The organism is Brucella rhizosphaerae, assembly GCF_002252475.1.
Classification (GTDB): Bacteria; Pseudomonadota; Alphaproteobacteria; order Rhizobiales; family Rhizobiaceae; genus Brucella; species Brucella rhizosphaerae.
In genome coordinates, this window is record NZ_NNRK01000023.1 from 99635 (window position 1) to 119605 (window position 19971).

Here is a 19971-nt window from a genome sequence, read left to right on the forward strand (position 1 = left end):
CGATGAAACTCTTTGGCAAAGACTGTGCAGACATTGCATTGATCTCGTTTGTGATCGCGTTCTTCATTTTCATGCTCGCCCCCATTCTTGTTGTCGTTCTCGTGTCCTTCACATCTGCGGGCTATGTGGCATTTCCCATTCCGGGCTGGTCGCTCAAATGGTTCGCGAATATCTTCGCCTACCAGCCATTTGTGGATGCCCTTATCGTCAGCTTTAAAGTCGGGATCGGCGCGACCGTTCTTTCCTGCCTCATCGGCATCCCCGCCTGCCTTTATCTCGCCCGCTCACGCACAGGCTGGGCAAGCGCTGTCATGGCGTTTCTGCTGTCACCGTTGTCGATGCCGATGATTGTGATTGGTTTCGCGTCGCTGTTCTTCATGAGCAGGCTTGGACTAGGCATTTCATTCAGCGCACTGTTGATCACCCATACCATCGTATGTCTTCCCTATGTCGTTCGCACGGTTGCAGGCGTTTATGGCAGTATGCCCAAAAGCTATGAAGAAGCGGCCGCCATTCTGGGCGCCAACCCTTTGCAGGTCTTCTGGCATGTAACTTTGCCGCTCATCCGCCCCGGCATTATGGCCGGATCGCTGTTTTCATTTCTCACCTCGTTCGACAATTTGCCGGTGAGTTATTTCTTCGCGAGCGCAAGCACCAATACCTTGCCGGTCGTAATGCTGAGCTATCTTGAACATCAGTTCGATCCGACAATCGCCGCTCTCAGTACGCTGCAACTGCTGATGGCTGTTGCGACGCTCATCATTGTCGACCGCATCTATGGCATCAGAAAAATGACGGTGGCCGCATGACTTTTCACTTACCCATCGACCATGTTGTGGTTCTCACAGGCGATCTGGATGCTGCCGGAACGGCATTTGAGAATGCCGGATTCCATGTCACACCAAGTGCAATGCACAGCGCAGCCATGGGGACGGCAAATCGCTGTATCATGCTCAATGGCACCTATATCGAGATCCTCGCAATCGTTGAGAAAACAGAAGCCAATGCCAGATGGCGCAAGCTTCTTGAAAATGGTTCGGGATTGCGCGGGATTGCTCTTCGTAGCACAGAAGTCGAGGCCGACGTTCAAATCTTCAAAGATAAGAACATCGAGACTGAGGCGATAAGGCACTTTTCACGACAAACCGACGCTGGCGAGTTACGGTTTTCGATAAGCCGTTTCAAAGATAGTGTTACCCCAGCCTATCAATGTTTGCTCTGTCAGCACCACACGCCTCAACTTCTCTGGACATCTGACATAATGGAACACCCCAACGGTGCGCAGCGTCTGATATCGGTTGCAACACCAAATGCCTCAGAACTTGAGGTGCTATCCAGTGACAGATCGCCGAATATCGCGGTCATGGCAGAACAGGATCGCCTGACAATCAGCGGAAACAGTGATGCTCTTTTCGATTTGCGCGAAAGTTGCGGATTGGAAATCGCGATGGTGCAGGCATGAAATCCTGGCCATCGGGTAAGCCTTCGTCCCTATGGATGTCGCTCTCGCGTGAGAGGTTTGAAGGCGAAGTTCTCACAGGTGTTGCGCAAACCGAAGTTGCAGTCATCGGCGGTGGCATTGCCGGTCTTGCGGCATCTATCGAGCTTTCAAGGCGCGGTCGCAAAGTCACTGTGCTTGAAGCAGCCAAGGTTGGCTATGGAGCTTCAGGCCGTGCCAATGGGCAGGTTATTTCTGCTTTGACACGTCATGGCCCCAATGCCTTGCGAAATATCTGGCCAGCAGAACAGGCTGAACGGTTTATTGAACTCGTGAAGGGCGCTGCCGACAAGCTTTATGCCTTAGCTGACCGCTACCAGATCGACTGCGATTTAAGTCGCACTGGCTGGCTGCAACCAGCGCATAGTCCCGGTCGCTTCAAGCGCGTTTCCGCTCTCGCAGCGCAATGGGCTGAAGCCGGCGCACCAGCGACAGCAATTGCTCCGGATGCGTTGGCTGCACGCCTGGGAACAAATGCGTATCATGGCGGATGGGAGCATCGCGGCGGCGGCCACATAAACCCTTATGCTTTCACAGTCGGCCTTGCTCGTGGTGCCGCATCAGAAGGCGTCACAATCTTCGAGCAAAGTCCCGCGCTCAATCTCACCCGAACGTCAACAGGTTGGCGGATCAAGACCCCGACCGGCGACCTTCACGCGGAAAAAGTGGTGCTCGCGACCGCCGCCCACACCGGCAGTCTCTGGCCTGAGCTTCGACGCTCCATTGTGCCGGTTACGTCCTATCAAGCGGCAACCGAACCGCTGGGTGATCTGGCGAATACAATCCTTCCCGGCAATGAAGCATCATCAGATACCCGGTTCGACCTTCGTTATTTTCGCAAAGACCGTGAGGGGCGGCTGGTTTCCGGCGGCGCACTCGCCATTCAGGCCGGTGCGCCGTATCGTTTGCCTGCAATGGTTGAGGTCCGGTTGCGTGAGCTCTTCCCTGATCTGCTAAGCGGAACAGTGAAGACGTTCTGGGGTGGGCGCATCGCCATGACGGTGGATCGCCTGCCGCATCTGCATAAACGCGACGACGGTCTTTACAGCTGGATTGGCTGTAATGGGCGCGGCCTCGCACTCTCATGCGCCATGGCGGATGTAGTTGCCGATGCCGTTTGCGGCGTAGCGGATGACCAGCTCGCATTGCGTCCCACACCTGTGCCGCAGGTTGCCTTTCACCCGATTGTCAGCCGGACCGCCCGTTTCATCCTGCCCTACTTTCGTTGGCAAGATGGCCGCGAAGTCTGATCAAAGCTCCAAGGAAACCCCATGCCCCGCGCAGCCGTTATTCAGCTCTTTCACGAAGCAAATGCCTTCACACCCGTAAAAGCTAATTACGAGGGCTTTCTCTCTGCTCAATATTTTCAGGGCGAAGATGTGCGGCGGGAATTCGGCTCAACCAGCAACTGGCTGGGCGGGGTGACGGAAGCGCTCGATGACGCCGGTTATGAGATAGCCTACGGCGTCTGCACCGGATGTCTTCCCGGTGGAACGCTCGAGGCAGAAAGCTATCACCGTCTCGTGGCGGAAATCATTCAATCACTTGAAAACATTGCATCTAAAGGCCCCATAGACATCGTAGCGCTTTTGTTGCACGGAGCCTTGACCGTTGAGGGCGTCGCCACACCTGAGACTGATCTTGCCCGGAAAGTACGCGCGATTGTTGGCCCTGATGTTCGCATAGCCGTACCGCTCGATTTTCATGCCAATGTCGAACCCATGCTGCCGCATGTTGTTGATGTGGTGATAGGCGGCAAACTGTACCCACATGCAGACACTCACGCGCGCGGCAAAAAATTGATACAGTTGGCGCTTGATCCTGTGAGCTGGCGGACACGGCGCTTCCGCTTGCCAGTAGCAGCACCGATGAGCGCACAAACCAGCGATGCAGAGCCGTTCAAAAGTCTGGTTGCGCTTTCCAATGATATCGAGCGCCACAACGGATTGGCCGATGTGGTTGTAATGGGCGGCTTCCCCTATGTGGATTCCGATGATGTTGGGAGCTCTGTTCTTGTAACCGGCACCGACGAAGAAGCCATGAAGCAGGCCTATCGCGACATGGCAGAGGCCATCTGGCAACAGCGCGAAGCCATCACCCGACCAGCGCCTGCATTCAATGCCATCGCGCCGGAAATCTATGAGCGTGCCACCAAAGGGCGTGTGGTCATTGGTGACGCGGGTGATAATCCCGGTTCGGGCGGCGTCGCCAACGTCGCCGATATTTTCGCAAGTCTTTCTGCACACGACCTGCCGTTTGCAGCAGGCTTTATGGTTGATGGCGACGCTGTTTTGGCTGCGCAAGCGATCGGCGAAGGTAATCGCGGTAAAATCTCAATGGGGCGTTTGCAAAATGGGGCGCCGTTTGTTGTCGATGCGCTCGTGGAACGCGTCACAGAGGTTCGTTATCGTAACGAAGGCGCAAATCTGCACGGTGAATTGTTAGAAGGCGGTTTAGGGGCCGTGCTTCGTGTCCGCGATCACGGTCACATCGTTCTCGTCACCGAGCGTATTCAGGCCTATGACACACAGGCTTTCCGTAGTCTGGGCATCAATCTGGAAAGCAAGGCGATCATTCACATCAAATCAAGCAACCATTTTCGCACATCGTTTACGCCGCTTGCGGAGCAAGGTGTTTTCGTCGTTGATAGCGGCGGCTATGCCTCGACAGATGCGACCAAGTTTCCCTTCACCAAGCGAGCAACCCGCATCCTTCCACTCGCCTCTCTGGATAAGAGCGAATGGGACCGTCAGGTCGCTGAAGAATGCGAGATCGCTTTTCGTACTTTATGAAGAATAGTTTTTGACGATTTCGCCGCCCTTGATGACAAGCTGCAAGTGATCGGCGAAACTTTCCAGAATGCCTTTATCAAGCGGATTGGCTGAGAGAACATTGAGATCGGCGCGGTAATTTTCCTTAACGTAGCCGATTTCGGTCTCAAGACGGACCAGCTCCGCCGCCGTGCTTGTTGCTGCGCGAAGCAGATCAAGTGGTGGAATAACATCAGCACGCAAGGCAAACTCATGCAGCTGGCGTGAATGCATCGGCCCGATCAGATCGGTGCCATATGCCATCGGAACACCTGCGCGATAGGCAAGTTCAACGGCATAAAGTCCAGAGTCGAGCACCAGCTTGATCTTGTCCATCCGGTCTTTCGGGAAGCCACTTTCCGCCCCAACTTCCGCCAGCGCCCGGAAACAAGAAAGCGTCGGCGTCAGGAAGCTCCCAGCCTGCTTCATCAGAGCGACTGTCTCTTCATCAAGCAGATTACCATGTTCGATTGAGCGGACGCCGTTGCGCACCGCACGTGCAACCGAACGCGCGGTGTAGGTATGCGACACCACATAGAGGTCAGCCATATTGGCTTCATCGACAATTGCCGCGATTTCCTGTTCCGAGAACTGATCCGACGTGATGCGGTCAGTAGGGGATGAAATACCGCCATTGGCCATGATCTTGATATGATGCGCACCGCGCCTGATCTCGTCACGCGCTGCGCGGCGAACTTCATCAACACCATCGCAGCGGCGACCAAGGCTGACTTGTGCATAGGTCTCATCAGTCCGATCCACGCCCATGGCGCGATGATCGCCATGGCCACCGCTCGCTGAAAGCGCCTTGCCTCCGTACAGAAGACGAGGCCCCGAAATCAGTCCCTCCTCCACAGATTGCGCCAGACCAAAGTCTGCGCCCCCGACATCGCGTACAGTTGTAAACCCACGCGAAAGCATTCCGTCCAGCACCTTTGCCGCACGTGCTGCGACATACATCGGCGATTGACGCGGCAGCTCGCCTAGATTGGCCGTATAAGCAGTAGCGTGTACATGGGCGTCAATAAGCCCCGGAATGACGAATGAGCCTTTGAGATCGACCCGGTTTACAACGGAATGTGACGGCTTCGCTTCACTCACCTCGCGGATGAGACCATTTTCCAAAACGATGTTTTGATCAGCGAGAATAGCGCCGTTCTCGACATCAACGACATTGGCATTTTCGAGAATTGTAATCACTTCAGTCTTTTCCTGTCATCACACTTGAAAACGGCAAAAGCCGGGCTGAATGCCAGCCCGGCTTTACAGTTTCTTCGATCCGCTTATTTTTCCGACCAGCCAACGCGGTTAAGGAAGAGGTTCTCGTTGGGCAGCGGCGTGAACTCCACGTTCTTTGCCGCTCCGTAAAGCACTGAAGCCTGATAAAGCGGAATGATGTAGTTCTCCGCAGCGACAATCTCATGCACAGACTTGTAGAGTTCGAGGCGACGTTCCGGATTGATGACAGTTCGTGCCTCATCCAGTGCCTTGTCCAGACGCTCATCTTTGATTGTCGACCAACTGCTGGACGAGTGCAGAAGCGGATAGAGTGTGCCATCGGCATCCTGACAGCCACAGCTCCAACGCCCAAAAGCAGCCGATGGAATCGTGCCGGGGCCGGATTGCATCTGCTGCATCCAGTTGCCCATGTCAGTCGTAACGATTTTGACGTTGAGGCCCACATCGTTCAGCATTTGCTGGATAGCCTGCACGACACGCTGATCATAGGTCGGCGTGGTGAGCAGCGTGATCTCGGTCTTGGCTGCATCACCGACTTCGGCCACCAGCTCCCTGGCTTTCTCGGGATTATATTCAGGCGCCTTTATGCCCTCGACAAAACCAAATGAAACCGGCGAAGTAAGCTCATCGATCGGTGCATCGTAACCGCCAAGAATACCTTCGACGATGCCTTGCTTATCAATGGCATGAGCGATCGCCAAACGAATGCGCGGATCATCAAGTGGTGCTTTGTTGATATTGAGTGAAAAGAAAGCAATACGTTCACCGCGAACCGGCAAAACTTTGCCCTGACCCGATGCTTCAAGCTGAGCAGCCAGATCATTATCGAGGTTGCTGGCGAGATCCGTGGTTCCAGCCTGCAAATTGGCGATGCGGGTAGAACCATCAGGGACTGCGCGGAAAGCAACTTTCGGGAACTCGCCTTTCTTGCCCCAATAGTCGTCATTACGTGCCAGCAACACTTCAACGCCACGGTTCCAGTTCTCTAGTTTGTAAGGACCCGATCCCACCGGCTTGATATTGAACTCATCCTTGCTGACCGCCTCGACCGCATGCTTTGGCACGATGGATAGTTTCGTCAACTGTGCGAGCAGAACCGGATAGGGTCCCTTTGTTGTCACGACAACCGTCGTGTCATCCTTTGCAACGGCATCGCTGATCTGGTTGAACTGGCCAATCTGGGGGCTGGCAAAGGCTGGATCGATAATACGCCTGATGCTGAAGGCAACGTCCTGCGCGGTCAGCGGGGTGCCATCATGGAACTTCACATCGTCGCGAATTTTGAATTCAACTTCCGCGTCGGAAAGATATTTCCACTCAGTTGCGATTTGCGGAACGATCTCACCCTTGTCGTCACGGGTGAGAAGGTTATCGAAAATGTTGCGATAGACATTAAAGCTATCAGTGTTCCACTGCACATGTGGATCAAGCGAGCTTGGCTCTGCAATAAAATCCACCGCCAGCAAGTCTTTGGCGCTGGCATTGTTCGGCTGGGCCGCGAGCGCGGTAGCGGCCAGCAGCGCGGCGTAGAGCGCGGTTTTGAGGCGCATCGTATTATCTCCCGTGGGTTCCCCGGATTTCCCGACTGAATAAAATTAACTGCAAATCAAACTGATTGTTTGATATCTCAGTTTTGCCATTTGCAATATTAATGTATGATATTGTCACCTTATAGAAACCGGTGCAACCAACAGGTTTTCTAAATCTGCAGGCAATTGAAAAATGTCATTTCAATTTTGCGGTCCTAAGAGAAACAGTTGATTTATTGGAATTGTGAAGGCAACATGCTGATGTTTCCTCTGGAGCGCGTTATGGAGAAGAATTCTTCACTTCGGCGATCAGGAACAGAAAATATGTCCTTTTCTTTCGTTTAAAGAGATTTCAAAATATAAAACTAAGAGGTCAGTTATAAATGTTGGACAACGATGCCTATACGTCTCCCGTCGCGCCTGAAGGCAAAGGAGACCTGGCGGAAAAGGCACTGCGAAATGCAATTGTGAACTGCGTTCTGGCGCCGGGTGAACGGCTGTCTGAATCCGCACTTGCAACAGAATTTGCATTGGGGCGCGGTGCACTGCGCGCAGCACTCGCACGTCTTAAAGCAAGCGGACTGGTATCATCATCGGCGCGCAGCGGCTGGGTTGTGACGCCAATTTCGGCGGGCGAAATCCGTGAACTAAGCGCAGCGCGACGTCATCTGGAGCCATTGCTTTTCGCAGCAGTGCTGGATGAGTCCTCCATCCAGCGACTGAACGCACTTGGTGAAATGCATCTCGCACTCACACAGCGCAACGAGCTTGGTGGCGACATTCTCCCGACCATCCGCCGCTATGAGCGCGAAATATTGGACCTTCTCGCTACCCGGCTCAACATGCCGATTGTTTCCGGCTGGCTGACCGACCTTTGGGACCGTGCTGTGCGGCTGGTTAATTTTTTCGAGAAAACCGGGCGCGTCAGACTGATCCCCGCCAACAGATCACGGCTGATCAGCGCGATTATCGAAGGGCGAAAGAGCGAAGCTCTGGAACTATTTGGCGCTGCCAACACAGCACTCGAAACCTACCTCCTCGACCGCTTTCTTGAATCGGAAGCGATGGTCGGTGCAAAGCCCGCCCGCCGCAGTGCAGGCAAAAACAAAACCGAGCAACAAAACCGTTCAGAACCACATTTGGATAAACCAGGGGCATTATAGATATGAAAGTAGCGAGCCGTTCGATCCGTTCCGCCATTGCAGGCCTCGTTCTGGCCTGTTCACCGCTTACGGTGACCGCAGCCTTTGCCAAAGATCAGCTGGTCATTGATCTCGTGAACGAGCCATCATCGCTTGATCCACACAAGCAATGGAACCCGGACAGCTACTACGTCTATCGCAATATCTTCGACAATCTGGTTACGCGCACCGACGATGGCGAGATCACACCACAGATTGCCACCGAATGGAAATACAACTCCGACACGGAAATTGTCTTCAAGCTTCGCAATGATGTTAAGTTTCACGACGGTTCGCCGCTAACGGCGAAAGATGTTGCCTTCAGCATAAATCGCATCATCAACCCGGCCTTCGCGAGCCCGCAGCTTGGCCAGTTCAACAAAATCGTTTCAGCCGAAGCCACCGGCGACAACGAAGTCACTGTGAAGACAGATGGCGCTTATCCTGCACTTCTGGCACAGCTCGTCAAACTCTCCATTGTTCCGGAAAAGGTCGTTGAAGCAAAAGGCGACGACGGCTTCAATGCGGCCCCTGTCGGCTCCGGCCCATATAAGTTTGTAAACTGGCAGCGCGGCGTTTCGGTTACATTGGAACGCAATGATGATTATTGGGGTGAGAAAGGCGCGTTCAAAACCGCCGAATTCCGCGCCGTTCCTGATGCGGCAACCCGTATCGCCAATCTGCAATCCGGCACGACCGATCTGGCGGTTGGTCTTGATGCCGATCTCGCAGCTCAGATTGAAGGTTCTGCCAGTGCCAGGCCGCTGTCGGTGCTCACCGAGCGCGTCGGCTATGTGAAGCTCAACCCGAACCTCCCCCCTTTCGATGACAAGCGCGTCCGCGAAGCGGTGGCCCGCGCCATCGACAAGCAAGCAATTACTGAGGGGCTGCTTGGAGGCGTTGATAAGCCAGTCGCACAAATGGTAACGCCATCGCATTTTGGTTACGTCGATGGCATTGAAGGCTATGCTTACGATTTGGAAAAGGCCAGGCAGCTTATCAAGGATGCGGGCGCAACCGGTAAAGCCGTGAGCTTCGCCACTGCCCCAACCTTCGATCAACGCATCGTGCAGGCTGTGGCCCAGATGGTTGGCGAAACGGGGCTGACCGTCAATATCGAGATGACCGATATGGCGACCTATCTTAAACGCGCGCAGAGTGAGCCGAAAAGCCAGCCCGCTATCGCCTTCGGTCGTTGGTCTTGTGCCTGTCAGGATGCGGACGGGGTTCTCTTTCCACTCCTGCATTCTTCAAGCTCCTGGTCGTCCACGAACAATCCTGAAATCAATAAGGCACTGGAAGCAGCGCGCGGCACGCTCGATGAAAAAGCTCGCCTTGAGAACTACAAGACAGTCAGCTCGTTCGTGGCCGAAGATGTACCACTTGTACCGCTTTATCAGGCAGCGATCATCTATGGTGCAGCAAAGCAACTTCAATGGAAGCCGACAGCCAATGAGAGCCTCTTCCTGAACCGCATGAACTGGCAGGACTAAACCCCAGAGCAGGTCTCCCAAAAATGGGACCGGTTTTGGGGGAGACATGCATCAAAACAAATAGATACAGCTGTTCCGATGACCCTGTCTTAATTGGAGCAGCACCAAGGCCAGCGCCGTAATCGGCAGGCCTGCAATAAAAATAACAAGGGAACGATACACGCAGTGCCAGCCTTTTTTCTGACCCGCATTGTGCAGGCATTAATCGCCATTCTTGGCGTTATGACGCTCATTTTCTTTCTGCAACGTCTTGCAGGCGATCCCGTTCTGCTGCTCGTTCCGCAGAATGCGACCCAGGCCGATATCGACGCAATGCGCACAGCGCTCGGCTTTGATCGGCCACTTGCCGTTCAATATTTTGAATATCTGCGTGGTCTGCTCACTTTCGACCTCGGTCGGTCGTATGTCCAGAATGTCTCGGTCTGGACCCTGATTGCAAGCCGCCTGCCCTACACACTCATGTTGGCCGGAGGAGCACTTCTCGTCGCCGTTGGTCTTGGTATTCCGCTTGGCGTAATTATGGCTGTGCGTCGTGGTCGCGCAACATCAAAAGCCATTATGGGTTTTGTGCTTGCAGGCCAATCCATGCCGACCTTCTGGAGCGCGATCCTGATGATCATGGTCTTCGCGGTCTGGCTCGGATGGTTGCCGCCGTCCGGTGCGCGCGACTGGCCAAGCCTCATCATGCCATCCGTTGCGCTCGGGCTTTTGTCCATGGCGACATTTGCGCGTGTTGCACGTACCGCCGTTCTCGATGAGCTGGAAAAAGACTATGTGCGCACCGCTCATGCCAAGGGCGTGCCAATAACGCGCATCGTCATCCGCCATTTACTGCGAAACGCATCCATTCCGGTTGTCACCGTAGCAGCTCTCGAGATTGCCAATCTTCTGGCTGGCGCTGTGATTGTTGAAACCGTCTTCGCATGGCCGGGGCTGGGGCAATTGACCGTGCAGGCCATCGCCGCACGTGATTTCATGCTGGTTCAGGGTGTTGTTCTGCTGGGTGCAATTACCGCAATTGCACTCAATCTGGTCGCTGACGTGCTCTATAGCATCATCGACCCGCGCATTCGTATGGGAGGTCACTCATGACGTCCCATGCGCCCTCTTCCAACATATTTGCCAAATGGTCGAAGAGACTGCCGCTTTCGGTAACACCTTTTGTGGCGATATTCATTCTTCTAATCCTGATTGCGGTCCTGGCGCCGTTCTTTGCGCCCATGGATCCCAACAAGCAGAACCTACTGGCAAGGCTCAAAGCTCCCGGCTTTGAAAGCCGCGGCATCGTCTATTATCTGGGCTCTGATGAGCTGGGACGCGATGTTTTAAGCCGCCTGATTTACGGCGCGCGTATCTCTCTTCTGGTGGCTATTTCCTCGGTCGTTCTTTCCGGAATTTTGGGCAGTATCCTTGGTATGGTCGCAGCCTTCTATCGCGGCTGGACCGAGACCATAATCATGCGTCTGGTCGACATGGTCCTCTCGGTTCCAGCCATTCTTCTGGCAATCATCACAGTCGCAATTCTTGGGCCGAGCCTTGCCAATGTTGTCATCGTTCTGGCCCTCACCCGCTGGCCGCGCTATGCGCGCGTCGCTTATGGACAGACGCTTTCAATCGCCAATATGCCCTATGTACGCCTGTCTCGTTTCATGGGAGCCGGATGGCTGCGCCTTTTGTGGCGGCATATTCTGCCCAATATCGCAGGCGCACTCATTGTGGTTGCCACGCTTGAATTCGGACTGATGGTCTTGTTTGAGGCCGGATTGTCTTTCCTCGGGCTGGGCGTGCAGCCACCCACTGCAAGCTGGGGCGCGATGCTTTCAACGGGACGCAATTATGTCGCTTCCGCCTGGTGGATCGCGACATTTCCGGGTCTCGCTTTGTTCCTGCTCGTGCTCTCCATCAACCTTATCGGCGATCATATCCGCGACCGGCTCGACCCGCGCGGCAGATAGGAGTTTATCCGTGAATTTCGAGAATGAATTCAAAGGCAAAAAAGTTATCGTAACAGGTGCCGGCGGCATCATCGGTGGATGGATCGCCAACGCATTTGCAAAAGAAGGCGCAATCCTCTGTCTTACAGATCAGGATCAGGCAAAGATCGATGAACGCATTGCAGAGCTTCCCGGCCATGGTCACTTCGGTATCGTTTCAGACCTTACCGACGCAGCTTCGATCAACCGCTTTGCAGATGAGGTAGCTACCCGCTGGGGCGCGCCAGATATTCTCGTCAACAATGCAGGCATATATCCTTCGGGTTTTCTGCTCGACATTTCGCTTGAAGACTGGGACCGCATCATGGGCGTTAACCTGCGTGCACCATTTCTGCTGTCTCAGCTTTTCGCAAAGCAGATGGTCAACACCGAAACCGCCGGTTCTATCGTCAATATCTCGTCGGGTGCTGCACGCAAGATGCGCACCACGGTTGTTCCCTATTGCACTTCCAAGACCGCGCTTGACCGCCTCACAAAAGGCTTCGCACTTGAACTCGCGGAATACGGCATTCGCGTCAATGCGGTCGAACCCGGCTTTGCGGCTGGAAGTGACGTAAGCGCTCTGTCTGAGGAGCATGTAAAGACTGTGACCTCATCTATTCCACTTGGGCGCGCTTCATCTGCACCCGATGTGGCATCAGCTGTTCTCTACGTCACCTCATCGGCAGGCGCTTATGTAACTGGCGCTACGCTGACTGTGGACGGCGGCAACTCCATAGGATCACTCGCCGTGTTTCAGCAGAAAAAGAAAGCACTATGACAGACCCGCTGAACATAAAATCGCCCTGGCCCAGCTATCAATGGCCCACTGGTAAGCAATCCGCGACGCTTCTGTCTGTCGATGTGGATGCGCAGGTGCCGTTCATGTGGGCGCATCGCGATGGCCTTCCTGATCGGCTTGCCACATTGGAAATCCGCAACTTCGGGCCCCGTACCGGGCTTTATCGGCTGATTGACCTTTTCAAGCGTTACAATGTTAAAGCCAGTTTCTATGTCCCCGGACTGACCGCAGAAACCAATCCGGAAATTCTGCCAGCACTCATTGAGGCGGGGCATGAAGTTGGCCTTCACGGCTATTTTCATGAGATCGTTGGCGATGTATCTGATGCCGAATTTTCCGGCGCGTTGGAAGCAAGTATCGATCTTTTCATCAAACAGACCGGGGTCAAACCGGTTGGCTTTCGCTCACCCGCATGGGAAATAACACCGCATATGCTGCACGAGATCAAGCGTGTCGGCCTGGCCTACGACTCCTCACTCTCTGGCTTTGATCATCCCTACGAAATCGATAGCGTCACAGAAATTCCGGTTCAATGGGCCACGGATGATGCCATTTTCTTCAAGTTTGAAGGTGGGGGGCGTGACAAGTGGCCTCTCCAATCCGGGCAGGCGATTTTGCAGGACTGGATTTCTGAATGGCGCATGTTGCACCGCTTTGGCGGCCTGTTCACACTGACCGTTCATGACTGGATTTCAGGGCGTGCGCAGCGCATCGCACTCTTGGAAGAGCTGCTGGAAAACATCACCAACCAGAACGATGCATGGGTAGCAACCGCTGCAGAAATTGCAGCCCACCATGGAGCATCAGCCAACGCGGGACGCTTTGCTGTCGATGCAAACATACCCGTTGCAATCGGAAACCGCAGGTTTGGGCAGACGCATGGCTGAGAGCTGGGCAATCCAGAAAAAGCAGACCCGTAGCGAAGGCGGAATGGTTGCCTGTCAGAACTGGCTCGCGGCTGAAGCAGGAGCAGCGGCTTTGCGCCATGGTGGCAATGCCATGGACGCGGCCGTAACGACTGCACTGGTTCTGAGTGTCGTTGAGCCATGGCTTTCAGGGGTCGGCGGCGGCGGTTTTCTGCTGCGCGCTGATGGCAAAGACGGAAGTGTGGACGGGCTTGATTTCAATGTGGTTTCACCGCGCCACATTGACCCCGCCGATTATCCGCTGGCGCCGGGCAACGATGGCGACTGGTTCAACTGGCCAAAGGTTGTCGAAGACCGAAACCTTATTGGATATAGCTCTATCTGTGTTCCCGGCGCGATTGCCGGCCTTGCTTGCGCACTGGAACGTTTCGGCTCAATCAGCTTTGCCGAGGCGCTGCAACCCGCCATAGACCATGCGTGGAATGGGCTGCAAATTGACTGGTTCACCACGCTTTGTCTGGCAATTGATACCGAAGGATTGAACCGCTTTCCTGCATCCAATGCGTTGTTTCTCGATAACGGTCGCGCACCTCGCGTTCCTGAAACAGGTTCGCCGCGTAGCATTCCGATGCCCAGAAAAGCGGCCATGCTGGAGCGGCTGGCACATGCAGGCGCACGCGATTTCTACGAAGGCGAAATCGCAGAGAAGCTCATCGCAGATTTGCGCGCTGGCGGAAGCCGTATCGATAAGGACGATCTGCGCAATTTCCATCCTGAATGGAAAAAACCACTCACCATCGATTATCGCGGGTCAGCCGTTCATGCCATGCCGGGACTTTCTGGCGGACCGACACTCGCACGCGTTCTTGAAGAACTCGACAGGACATTGGCGCAAGAAGATGCACTTTCCGGCAAAACCGCACTGGCCTTTGCACGGGCAATCCGGCGCGCAACCGAAGAGCGACTTCGTACACTCGGCCACGGCAGCAATGGCGAAAGCTGCACGACGCATATCAGCGTTGTTGATCGCGATGGAACAATGGTTTCGCTCACCAACACATTGCTGTCTCGCTTCGGCTCGAAGGTCGTTGCACCCTCGCTCGATCTTCTTATGAACAATGGCATGATGTGGTTCGACCCACGCTCCGGCCAGCCAAACTCCATTGCGGCTGGCGTCAAACCGCTTGCCAATATGTGCCCGATCATCGCCAGCAAGGATGGCTTGCCTCATATCGCATTGGGAGCAGCGGGTGGGCGGCAGATCATGCCCGCTGTCACGCAGATATTGTCCTATATTCATGCATTCGGCATGTCACCGGAAGCTGCGTTTCATGCGCCACGCATCGATGCCAGTGGTGTGAAATTGCGTGTGAGCGAACGGGCCAAAGCGGACGTCGCATCTCGGCTGAGCGAGGAGTTTCCTGTCGAAATCATCGCGGACACGCTTTATCCGGTAAACTTTTCCATCCCCTCTCTCGTGATGCGCGATGACGGCCACAATATCGGCATGGCTCATACCTACCATCCATGGGCAGCGGTACGCACGGAGGAAAAATGACAAAACCTGTGCTTACAGTCGATGAGCTTGTCGTTCACATTGCAGATCAACCTGTTGTTGATGGAGTAAGTTTTCATGTTGATGAAAGCGAAATCCTGTCTGTCGTTGGGGAATCCGGCTGCGGAAAATCACTAACCGCTTTTTCGGTCATGGGGTTGCTTCCCAAGGTGGCAAAAATTGCATCCGGCAGTATCCGTTTCGGCCAGCATGATCTTGTCAGTACACCCGAAAAGACCAGACGAGGCTTACGCGGCAATGATCTGGCGATGATCTTTCAGGAACCAGTCGCTTCGCTCAATCCGTTGATGAAAATCGGCAGGCAGATTGAGGAAAGCCTTGTCGTACATCGTAATCTGAGCGGAAAGGCCGCGCGGCATGCGGCCATTGCCATGCTGGAAGAAGTAGGAATTCCTGAGCCCGAAATCCGCTTCGCGCAATATCCATTCGAGCTTTCCGGCGGCATGTGCCAGCGTGCAATGATCGCCATGGCCCTGATCTGTCGTCCGCGCCTGTTGATCGCGGATGAACCAACGACAGCACTCGACGTAACCATTCAGGCACAAATTCTCGATCTGATGAAAAAGCTTCGAGACGAGACCGGAACCGCAATCCTGCTTATCACGCACGACATGGGCGTCGTTGCCGATATGGCTGACCGCGTAGCCGTGATGTATGCCGGTCGCGTCATCGAACAGGCACCAGTCGATGCAATTTTCTCCCGGCAGGAACATCCTTACACAAAGCTGTTGCTTGCGACCATTCCACGGCTCGAAGGCGAGCCTAAAACCCATCTCCCAACGATAGAGGGCATTGTGCCCGACATCGGTTCATGGCCCAGTGGCTGCCGTTTCGCTCCGCGCTGCCCGATCTCAGAAGATCAATGCAAGGTGCATGTACCTCAGCTTTCGGCGCGAATGGATGTCGGCGCTGCAGCATGCTGGCGTTCGCAACAGGTGGGAGCGCTGGTATGAGTGACATGTTGCTTTCCGTTGAAAATCTTAAAGTTCACTACCCCATTCGTGGTGGCCTGCTCGGCCGCGCCGTCAATTTCGTAAAAGCTGTTGATGGCGTCGATCTTGAGATCGGTCGTGGCGAAAGCGTTGCGCTGGTTGGTGAATCCGGTTGTGGTAAATCGACGCTCGGTACAGCGATCCTCGGCATGACCAGAGCGACGTCCGGCAGCATCAGCTTTGATGGGAAACCAGTCACCCATGGCCTGTCGGAAACAATACGCGGGCTGTCCCGCGATATACAGATCGTGTTTCAAGACCCCGCTTCCGCACTCAATCCCAAGCTTACAATTGGCGAAAGCATTGCCGAGCCACTGGCGATCCACAACATTGGAACGGCTGCCGAACGGAGCGCTCACGTTGCCGAACTACTCAAGCTCGTGGGTTTGCATCCGGAACATGCACTGAGAAAACCAGGCGCATTTTCAGGTGGGCAAAGGCAACGTATCGTGATCGCAAGAGCGCTTGCGCTCAATCCCAAACTCATGATCCTGGATGAGCCGGTTTCCGCACTCGACGTTTCGATCCGCTCGCAGATACTCAATCTGCTGCTCGATCTTCAGCGCCAATTCGGTCTATCCTATCTGTTTATCAGCCACGACCTTTCGGTGGTCAGGCACTTCGCAGATCGCGTTGCCGTCATGTATCTGGGACGCATTGTTGAAACCGGCAAAACATCCGAAGTCTTCAACCAACCAGAACACCCCTATACAGAGGCGTTAATTTCGGCCATTCCGCTGCCTGATCCTGTCGCGCAGCGCCAGCGCAAACGCATCGTACTTCGTGGCGATCTTCCAAGTCCGGCCAATCCACCAAAGGGCTGTGGCTTTTCCACGCGATGCCCTATCGCCGTTGAGGAATGTCATAAGAATCCGCCATTGCTCGCTGAAAGAAGCACAACACGCAGGCTCGCTTGCTATGTTCGCGCGGCTTAAAAATACCATCTGTCAGGGCAGCGCAAAATTATTGCGGTGCATGTAAGAACTCTTGCAATTATAACATGAGTATAATAGTAGAGTTTTCGCAACGCAGGGGTGCGAAGGTCTAATCCATGTACTGGTTCAATGTCACACTTACCACTTTTGCAGCCTGCATTGTCGGGTTTGCAGCAATCACATCTATGCTATCGCGCTATGGTCAAAACACATGATGTGTGCATCCCTATTTATTAGCCATTATATCTTTTCATTTGATAAAATCGCAGCTAACAGAACACCCAATTGGGTCGCTTGAATCGCGCTTCAACAGACCAGATCGCTCAAAGGGATCGAAATTGAGTAGACCGACTATCATAAGCTTATCATCAATACCCTCACGCTTTGATCTGGTACAGCCAACCTTGGAATCTCTGCTATCTCAGAACCTGAAAGCAGACGAAATCCGTCTTTATATACCTAAGACATACCGTCGTTTTCCCAATTGGGATGGAACTCTGCCGGTTGTTCCCAAGGGTGTAACAATCTGCCGTTGTGACAAGGATTATGGCCCTGCAACCAAAGTCCTTCCTGCAGCCAGAGATCTGAAGGGGCAGGCTGTCGATATTCTGTTCTGCGACGATGACAAGATTTACGACCGCGGCTGGCATAGACGCTTCAAGAGCGAGGCCGCCAAAAAACCGAATACCTGTATTATTGAAGTTGGGGAAACATTCCCCGACATATCTGACGATTGTCGTCCGTTAGACAGGCTTCCACGCAGCCGGTGGAAACACAAAGATTACCTCTATAGAATCAAACGAATACTCTGTCTTTTCGCCATCAAACCCAACCTGACATCTCCGGGATATGTTGATCAGATTTCCGGCTTTGCAGGCGTACTCGTTCGCCCGGAATGGTTCGATGCGCTTTTTTACGAGATTCCCGATGTGATGTGGACCGTAGATGATCCCTGGATTTCGGGACATCTGGAGCGCGTAGGTATTCCGATCTGGAACACAGGAAAACGTCGTCACCTTAGAGAGGGTGAAGGAAGCAGAGTAGATGCGCTTCTTAATCTCGTTCAGGATGGACATGACCGTATCGAAGCTGACCTGCTTGTCATTGATTACTTCCGTGAGAAGTATGGCATATGGCAGAAAGGTGGAGAGATCGATCACCAGACAAATTTGCGTACGACCTCCATGTTTGAAATGCTGAGAAGAAGAAAGATCGAACTCACTCACTCCTGCAAGGCAGAGCAACTGAAACATTAAATTGATGATTTTTTGATCTCGATACCAAGCCAACACCGTCAGATATCGGTCAGCGGCCAAGGCAACAGCTCGACAACGGCTTGTATCTTGATTATGACTTTTGACACCAAGGGGAGTCCCGCAAGGGGCTGAGATACGGCTGGCAATCGCAGCGCCGTGACCCTTCGAACCTGATCCGGATCATGCCGGCGAAGGGATGGAAAAGTTTACGCCAGCCCTTTGCCGGCCTCACTGCGAGGCCGTAATATGCCAAATTTCTCCGGTCTCGCTACCAGCAAAGAGGTAGCCTTATGACCGAGCATTTCTCTGAAATATTGAAGCAAGCGAGCGAACCATTATGGTCGCAGGCGGTTGAGCATTCTTTCGTCAAAGAGCTTTGCGCAGGCACTATCTCGGATGCATCAATGGCATCCTATCTGGTTCAGGATCACCGTTTTCTCGACAGCTTTCTCACCTTGTTGGGTGGAGCAACGGCCACAGCCGATACGTTTGAGGCCCGCTTGCGCTTTGGCCGTTTTGCCGGAATGGTCTCTGGCGAAGAAAACACCTATTTTCTCCGAGCTTTTGAAGCACTTAACGTGAGCGAAGAAGCACGCGCAAATATTCCGGATACCCAACCGACCATCGGTTTCAAGGCAATCATGCGCGAAGCTGCTGCCACACGCTCCTATGCCGCGATACTCTCTGTTCTCAATGTTGCCGAAGGTCTTTATCTTGACTGGGCATCGCGCGCACCCTTACCGTTTCCCGACAATTTCGTTCATGCAGAATGGATCACACTGCACGACAATCCTGATTTCCAGGAATTTGTGAAGTTCCTCCAATCCGAACTTGATCGCATTGGCCCCGCGCAATCAGAAATATGCCGAGACTTCTTCCTGCGCGCCGTTCGTCTCGAACTCGAATTCTTCGAGGTCAATTATCGCTCCGGCCAGTAAATCCGACCAGTAAATAAGTCGCCAGACACAAGGTCTGGCGACCCCTGCATGTCTAGAAAGAAGCCTTTTCCATTTCCGGCAACACAGTAAACAGGTCCCCGACGAGGCCGTAATCGGCGACCTGGAAGATCGGGGCTTCCTCGTCCTTGTTGATCGCAACAATCACGCGGCTGTCTTTCATGCCCGCAAGATGCTGGATCGCGCCGGAAATACCAACCGCGATGTAAAGATCAGGTGCAACCACCTTGCCGGTCTGGCCAACCTGCCAGTCATTGGGCGCATAGCCCGCATCAACCGCAGCACGGCTTGCACCGACTGCCGCGCCAAGCTTATCAGCAACAGGCAGAATCACTTCCTGGAACTTCTCCGATGAACCAAGCGCACGACCGCCCGAGATGATGATCCTGGCAGAAGTCAATTCCGGACGATCACCACCCGAAAGCGCGTTCTCGACAAATGTCGACAATGCCGGATCAGCAGCTGCATTGACACTTTCAACTGCAGCCGAACCACCTTCGCCAGTAGCCTGGAACGAAGCCGTACGAACCGTGATGACCTTTTTGGCATCAGTTGATTGCACAGTCTGGATCGCATTGCCTGCATAGATCGGACGCTTGAACGTATCGCTGGAAACCACTTCCATGATTTCCGAAAGCTGCATCACATCAAGAAGAGCTGCCACACGCGGAAGCACATTCTTGGCCGATGTCGTTGCCGGTGCAATGATCGTGTCGTATTGGCCTGCAAGCTCCACAATGAGCGCTGCCACTGGTTCAGCCAGACGGTTTTCCAGTGCATCGCTTTCAGCAAGCAGAACCTTACGCACGCCAGAAAGCTTTGCAGCAGCATCAGCCGCAGCCTTAGCACCCTTGCCTGCAACCAG

General features: G+C 54.0%; 18 protein-coding genes and 1 riboswitch. Of the genes, 15 read left to right on the forward strand and 3 right to left on the reverse strand.

The features are described from left to right. The first annotated feature begins 2 nt into the window (after window positions 1-2). The 4 genes from CEV32_RS07120 to CEV32_RS07135 are packed head-to-tail and all read left to right on the forward strand — an operon-like array spanning window position 3 to window position 4290. Window positions 3-809: an ABC transporter permease gene (locus CEV32_RS07120; RefSeq protein ID WP_094575629.1), complete on the forward strand. Its 807-nt coding sequence runs from the start codon at window positions 3-5 to the stop codon at window positions 807-809. Then, on the forward strand, window positions 806-1462 hold the full coding sequence (locus tag CEV32_RS07125; protein WP_094575631.1) for a VOC family protein: 657 nt from the start codon (window positions 806-808) through the stop codon (window positions 1460-1462). The genes CEV32_RS07120 and CEV32_RS07125 overlap by 4 nt, the downstream gene beginning before the upstream one ends. Beyond that, on the forward strand, window positions 1459-2748 hold the full coding sequence (locus CEV32_RS07130; RefSeq protein ID WP_094575633.1) for an NAD(P)/FAD-dependent oxidoreductase: 1290 nt from the start codon (window positions 1459-1461) through the stop codon (window positions 2746-2748). Before CEV32_RS07125 ends, CEV32_RS07130 begins: the two co-directional genes overlap by 4 nt. Before the next feature lie 21 nt (window positions 2749-2769). Beyond that, window positions 2770-4290: a M81 family metallopeptidase gene (locus CEV32_RS07135; protein WP_094575635.1), complete on the forward strand. Its 1521-nt coding sequence runs from the start codon at window positions 2770-2772 to the stop codon at window positions 4288-4290. Here CEV32_RS07135 and CEV32_RS07140 read toward each other — a convergent pair. Together CEV32_RS07140 and CEV32_RS07145 are read right to left on the reverse strand one after the other, a co-directional pair. Continuing rightward, on the reverse strand, window positions 4285-5508 hold the full coding sequence (locus CEV32_RS07140; protein WP_094575636.1) for a metal-dependent hydrolase family protein: 1224 nt from the start codon (window positions 5506-5508) through the stop codon (window positions 4285-4287). The genes CEV32_RS07135 and CEV32_RS07140 overlap by 6 nt on opposite strands. Before the next feature lie 83 nt (window positions 5509-5591). After that, entirely contained in the window at window positions 5592-7097 is a 1506-nt protein-coding gene (locus CEV32_RS07145) for an ABC transporter substrate-binding protein (protein WP_094575638.1), read from the reverse strand. A 362-nt stretch (window positions 7098-7459) separates the two neighbouring features. Between CEV32_RS07145 and CEV32_RS07150 the strand changes: the two genes are divergently transcribed. From CEV32_RS07150 to CEV32_RS07200, 11 genes are all read left to right on the forward strand, one after another. Beyond that, a complete protein-coding gene (locus CEV32_RS07150) occupies window positions 7460-8239 on the forward strand; it encodes a GntR family transcriptional regulator (RefSeq protein ID WP_094575640.1) in 780 nt (259 codons plus the stop codon). A gap of 2 nt (window positions 8240-8241) precedes the next feature. After that, window positions 8242-9750 carry an ABC transporter substrate-binding protein gene (locus CEV32_RS07155; protein ID WP_094575642.1) on the forward strand — a complete coding sequence of 503 codons (1509 nt, stop codon included), beginning with the start codon at window positions 8242-8244 and terminating at the stop codon, window positions 9748-9750. 165 nt (window positions 9751-9915) lie between these two features. Next, a complete protein-coding gene (locus tag CEV32_RS07160; protein ID WP_094575644.1) occupies window positions 9916-10842 on the forward strand; it encodes an ABC transporter permease in 927 nt (308 codons plus the stop codon). Then, complete coding sequence (locus CEV32_RS07165; protein ID WP_094575645.1) at window positions 10839-11705, forward strand: ABC transporter permease; 867 nt, start codon at window positions 10839-10841, stop codon at window positions 11703-11705. The genes CEV32_RS07160 and CEV32_RS07165 overlap by 4 nt, the downstream gene beginning before the upstream one ends. A 10-nt stretch (window positions 11706-11715) precedes the next feature. Next, entirely contained in the window at window positions 11716-12504 is a 789-nt protein-coding gene (locus CEV32_RS07170; protein ID WP_094575647.1) for an SDR family NAD(P)-dependent oxidoreductase, read from the forward strand. Next, window positions 12501-13412, forward strand: coding sequence for a polysaccharide deacetylase family protein (locus CEV32_RS07175; RefSeq protein WP_094575649.1), 912 nt, complete (start codon window positions 12501-12503; stop codon window positions 13410-13412). The genes CEV32_RS07170 and CEV32_RS07175 overlap by 4 nt, the downstream gene beginning before the upstream one ends. Next, window positions 13405-14949 carry a gamma-glutamyltransferase family protein gene (locus CEV32_RS07180; RefSeq protein WP_094575651.1) on the forward strand — a complete coding sequence of 515 codons (1545 nt, stop codon included), beginning with the start codon at window positions 13405-13407 and terminating at the stop codon, window positions 14947-14949. The genes CEV32_RS07175 and CEV32_RS07180 overlap by 8 nt, the downstream gene beginning before the upstream one ends. Continuing rightward, window positions 14946-15920 carry an ABC transporter ATP-binding protein gene (locus CEV32_RS07185; RefSeq protein ID WP_094575653.1) on the forward strand — a complete coding sequence of 325 codons (975 nt, stop codon included), beginning with the start codon at window positions 14946-14948 and terminating at the stop codon, window positions 15918-15920. The genes CEV32_RS07180 and CEV32_RS07185 overlap by 4 nt, the downstream gene beginning before the upstream one ends. After that, complete coding sequence (locus CEV32_RS07190) at window positions 15917-16894, forward strand: ABC transporter ATP-binding protein (RefSeq protein WP_094575655.1); 978 nt, start codon at window positions 15917-15919, stop codon at window positions 16892-16894. Before CEV32_RS07185 ends, CEV32_RS07190 begins: the two co-directional genes overlap by 4 nt. A 338-nt stretch (window positions 16895-17232) precedes the next feature. Next, window positions 17233-18150, forward strand: a complete 918-nt coding sequence (locus tag CEV32_RS07195) for a hypothetical protein (RefSeq protein WP_094575657.1) — start codon at window positions 17233-17235, stop codon at window positions 18148-18150. A gap of 99 nt (window positions 18151-18249) precedes the next feature. Next, a riboswitch (TPP riboswitch) is annotated at window positions 18250-18364 on the forward strand. Window positions 18365-18440: 76 nt separating this feature from the next. After that, window positions 18441-19088 (forward strand): TenA family protein, encoded by a 648-nt coding sequence (locus tag CEV32_RS07200; RefSeq protein WP_094575659.1) that lies wholly within the window; start codon window positions 18441-18443, stop codon window positions 19086-19088. A gap of 52 nt (window positions 19089-19140) precedes the next feature. On the opposite strand, the gene CEV32_RS07205 is transcribed toward CEV32_RS07200, so the two are convergent. Beyond that, window positions 19141-19971, reverse strand: an 831-nt coding sequence (locus tag CEV32_RS07205; RefSeq protein ID WP_094575661.1) for an electron transfer flavoprotein subunit alpha/FixB family protein, incomplete at its 5' end; no start/stop codon positions are given.

What these genes read in the sequence shown, in the direction of transcription:
- CEV32_RS07120 (WP_094575629.1), top strand. Translation starts at nt 3, where the DNA reads ATGAAACTCTTTGGCAAAGACTGTGCAGACATTGCATTGATCTCGTTT.
- CEV32_RS07125 (WP_094575631.1), top strand. Translation starts at nt 806, where the DNA reads ATGACTTTTCACTTACCCATCGACCATGTTGTGGTTCTCACAGGCGAT.
- CEV32_RS07130 (WP_094575633.1), top strand. Translation starts at nt 1,459, where the DNA reads ATGAAATCCTGGCCATCGGGTAAGCCTTCGTCCCTATGGATGTCGCTC.
- CEV32_RS07135 (WP_094575635.1), top strand. Translation starts at nt 2,770, where the DNA reads ATGCCCCGCGCAGCCGTTATTCAGCTCTTTCACGAAGCAAATGCCTTC.
- CEV32_RS07145 (WP_094575638.1), bottom strand. Translation starts at nt 7,097, where the DNA reads ATGCGCCTCAAAACCGCGCTCTACGCCGCGCTGCTGGCCGCTACCGCG.
- CEV32_RS07150 (WP_094575640.1), top strand. Translation starts at nt 7,460, where the DNA reads ATGTTGGACAACGATGCCTATACGTCTCCCGTCGCGCCTGAAGGCAAA.
- CEV32_RS07155 (WP_094575642.1), top strand. Translation starts at nt 8,242, where the DNA reads ATGAAAGTAGCGAGCCGTTCGATCCGTTCCGCCATTGCAGGCCTCGTT.
- CEV32_RS07165 (WP_094575645.1), top strand. Translation starts at nt 10,839, where the DNA reads ATGACGTCCCATGCGCCCTCTTCCAACATATTTGCCAAATGGTCGAAG.
- CEV32_RS07175 (WP_094575649.1), top strand. Translation starts at nt 12,501, where the DNA reads ATGACAGACCCGCTGAACATAAAATCGCCCTGGCCCAGCTATCAATGG.
- CEV32_RS07180 (WP_094575651.1), top strand. Translation starts at nt 13,405, where the DNA reads ATGGCTGAGAGCTGGGCAATCCAGAAAAAGCAGACCCGTAGCGAAGGC.
- CEV32_RS07185 (WP_094575653.1), top strand. Translation starts at nt 14,946, where the DNA reads ATGACAAAACCTGTGCTTACAGTCGATGAGCTTGTCGTTCACATTGCA.
- CEV32_RS07190 (WP_094575655.1), top strand. Translation starts at nt 15,917, where the DNA reads ATGAGTGACATGTTGCTTTCCGTTGAAAATCTTAAAGTTCACTACCCC.
- CEV32_RS07200 (WP_094575659.1), top strand. Translation starts at nt 18,441, where the DNA reads ATGACCGAGCATTTCTCTGAAATATTGAAGCAAGCGAGCGAACCATTA.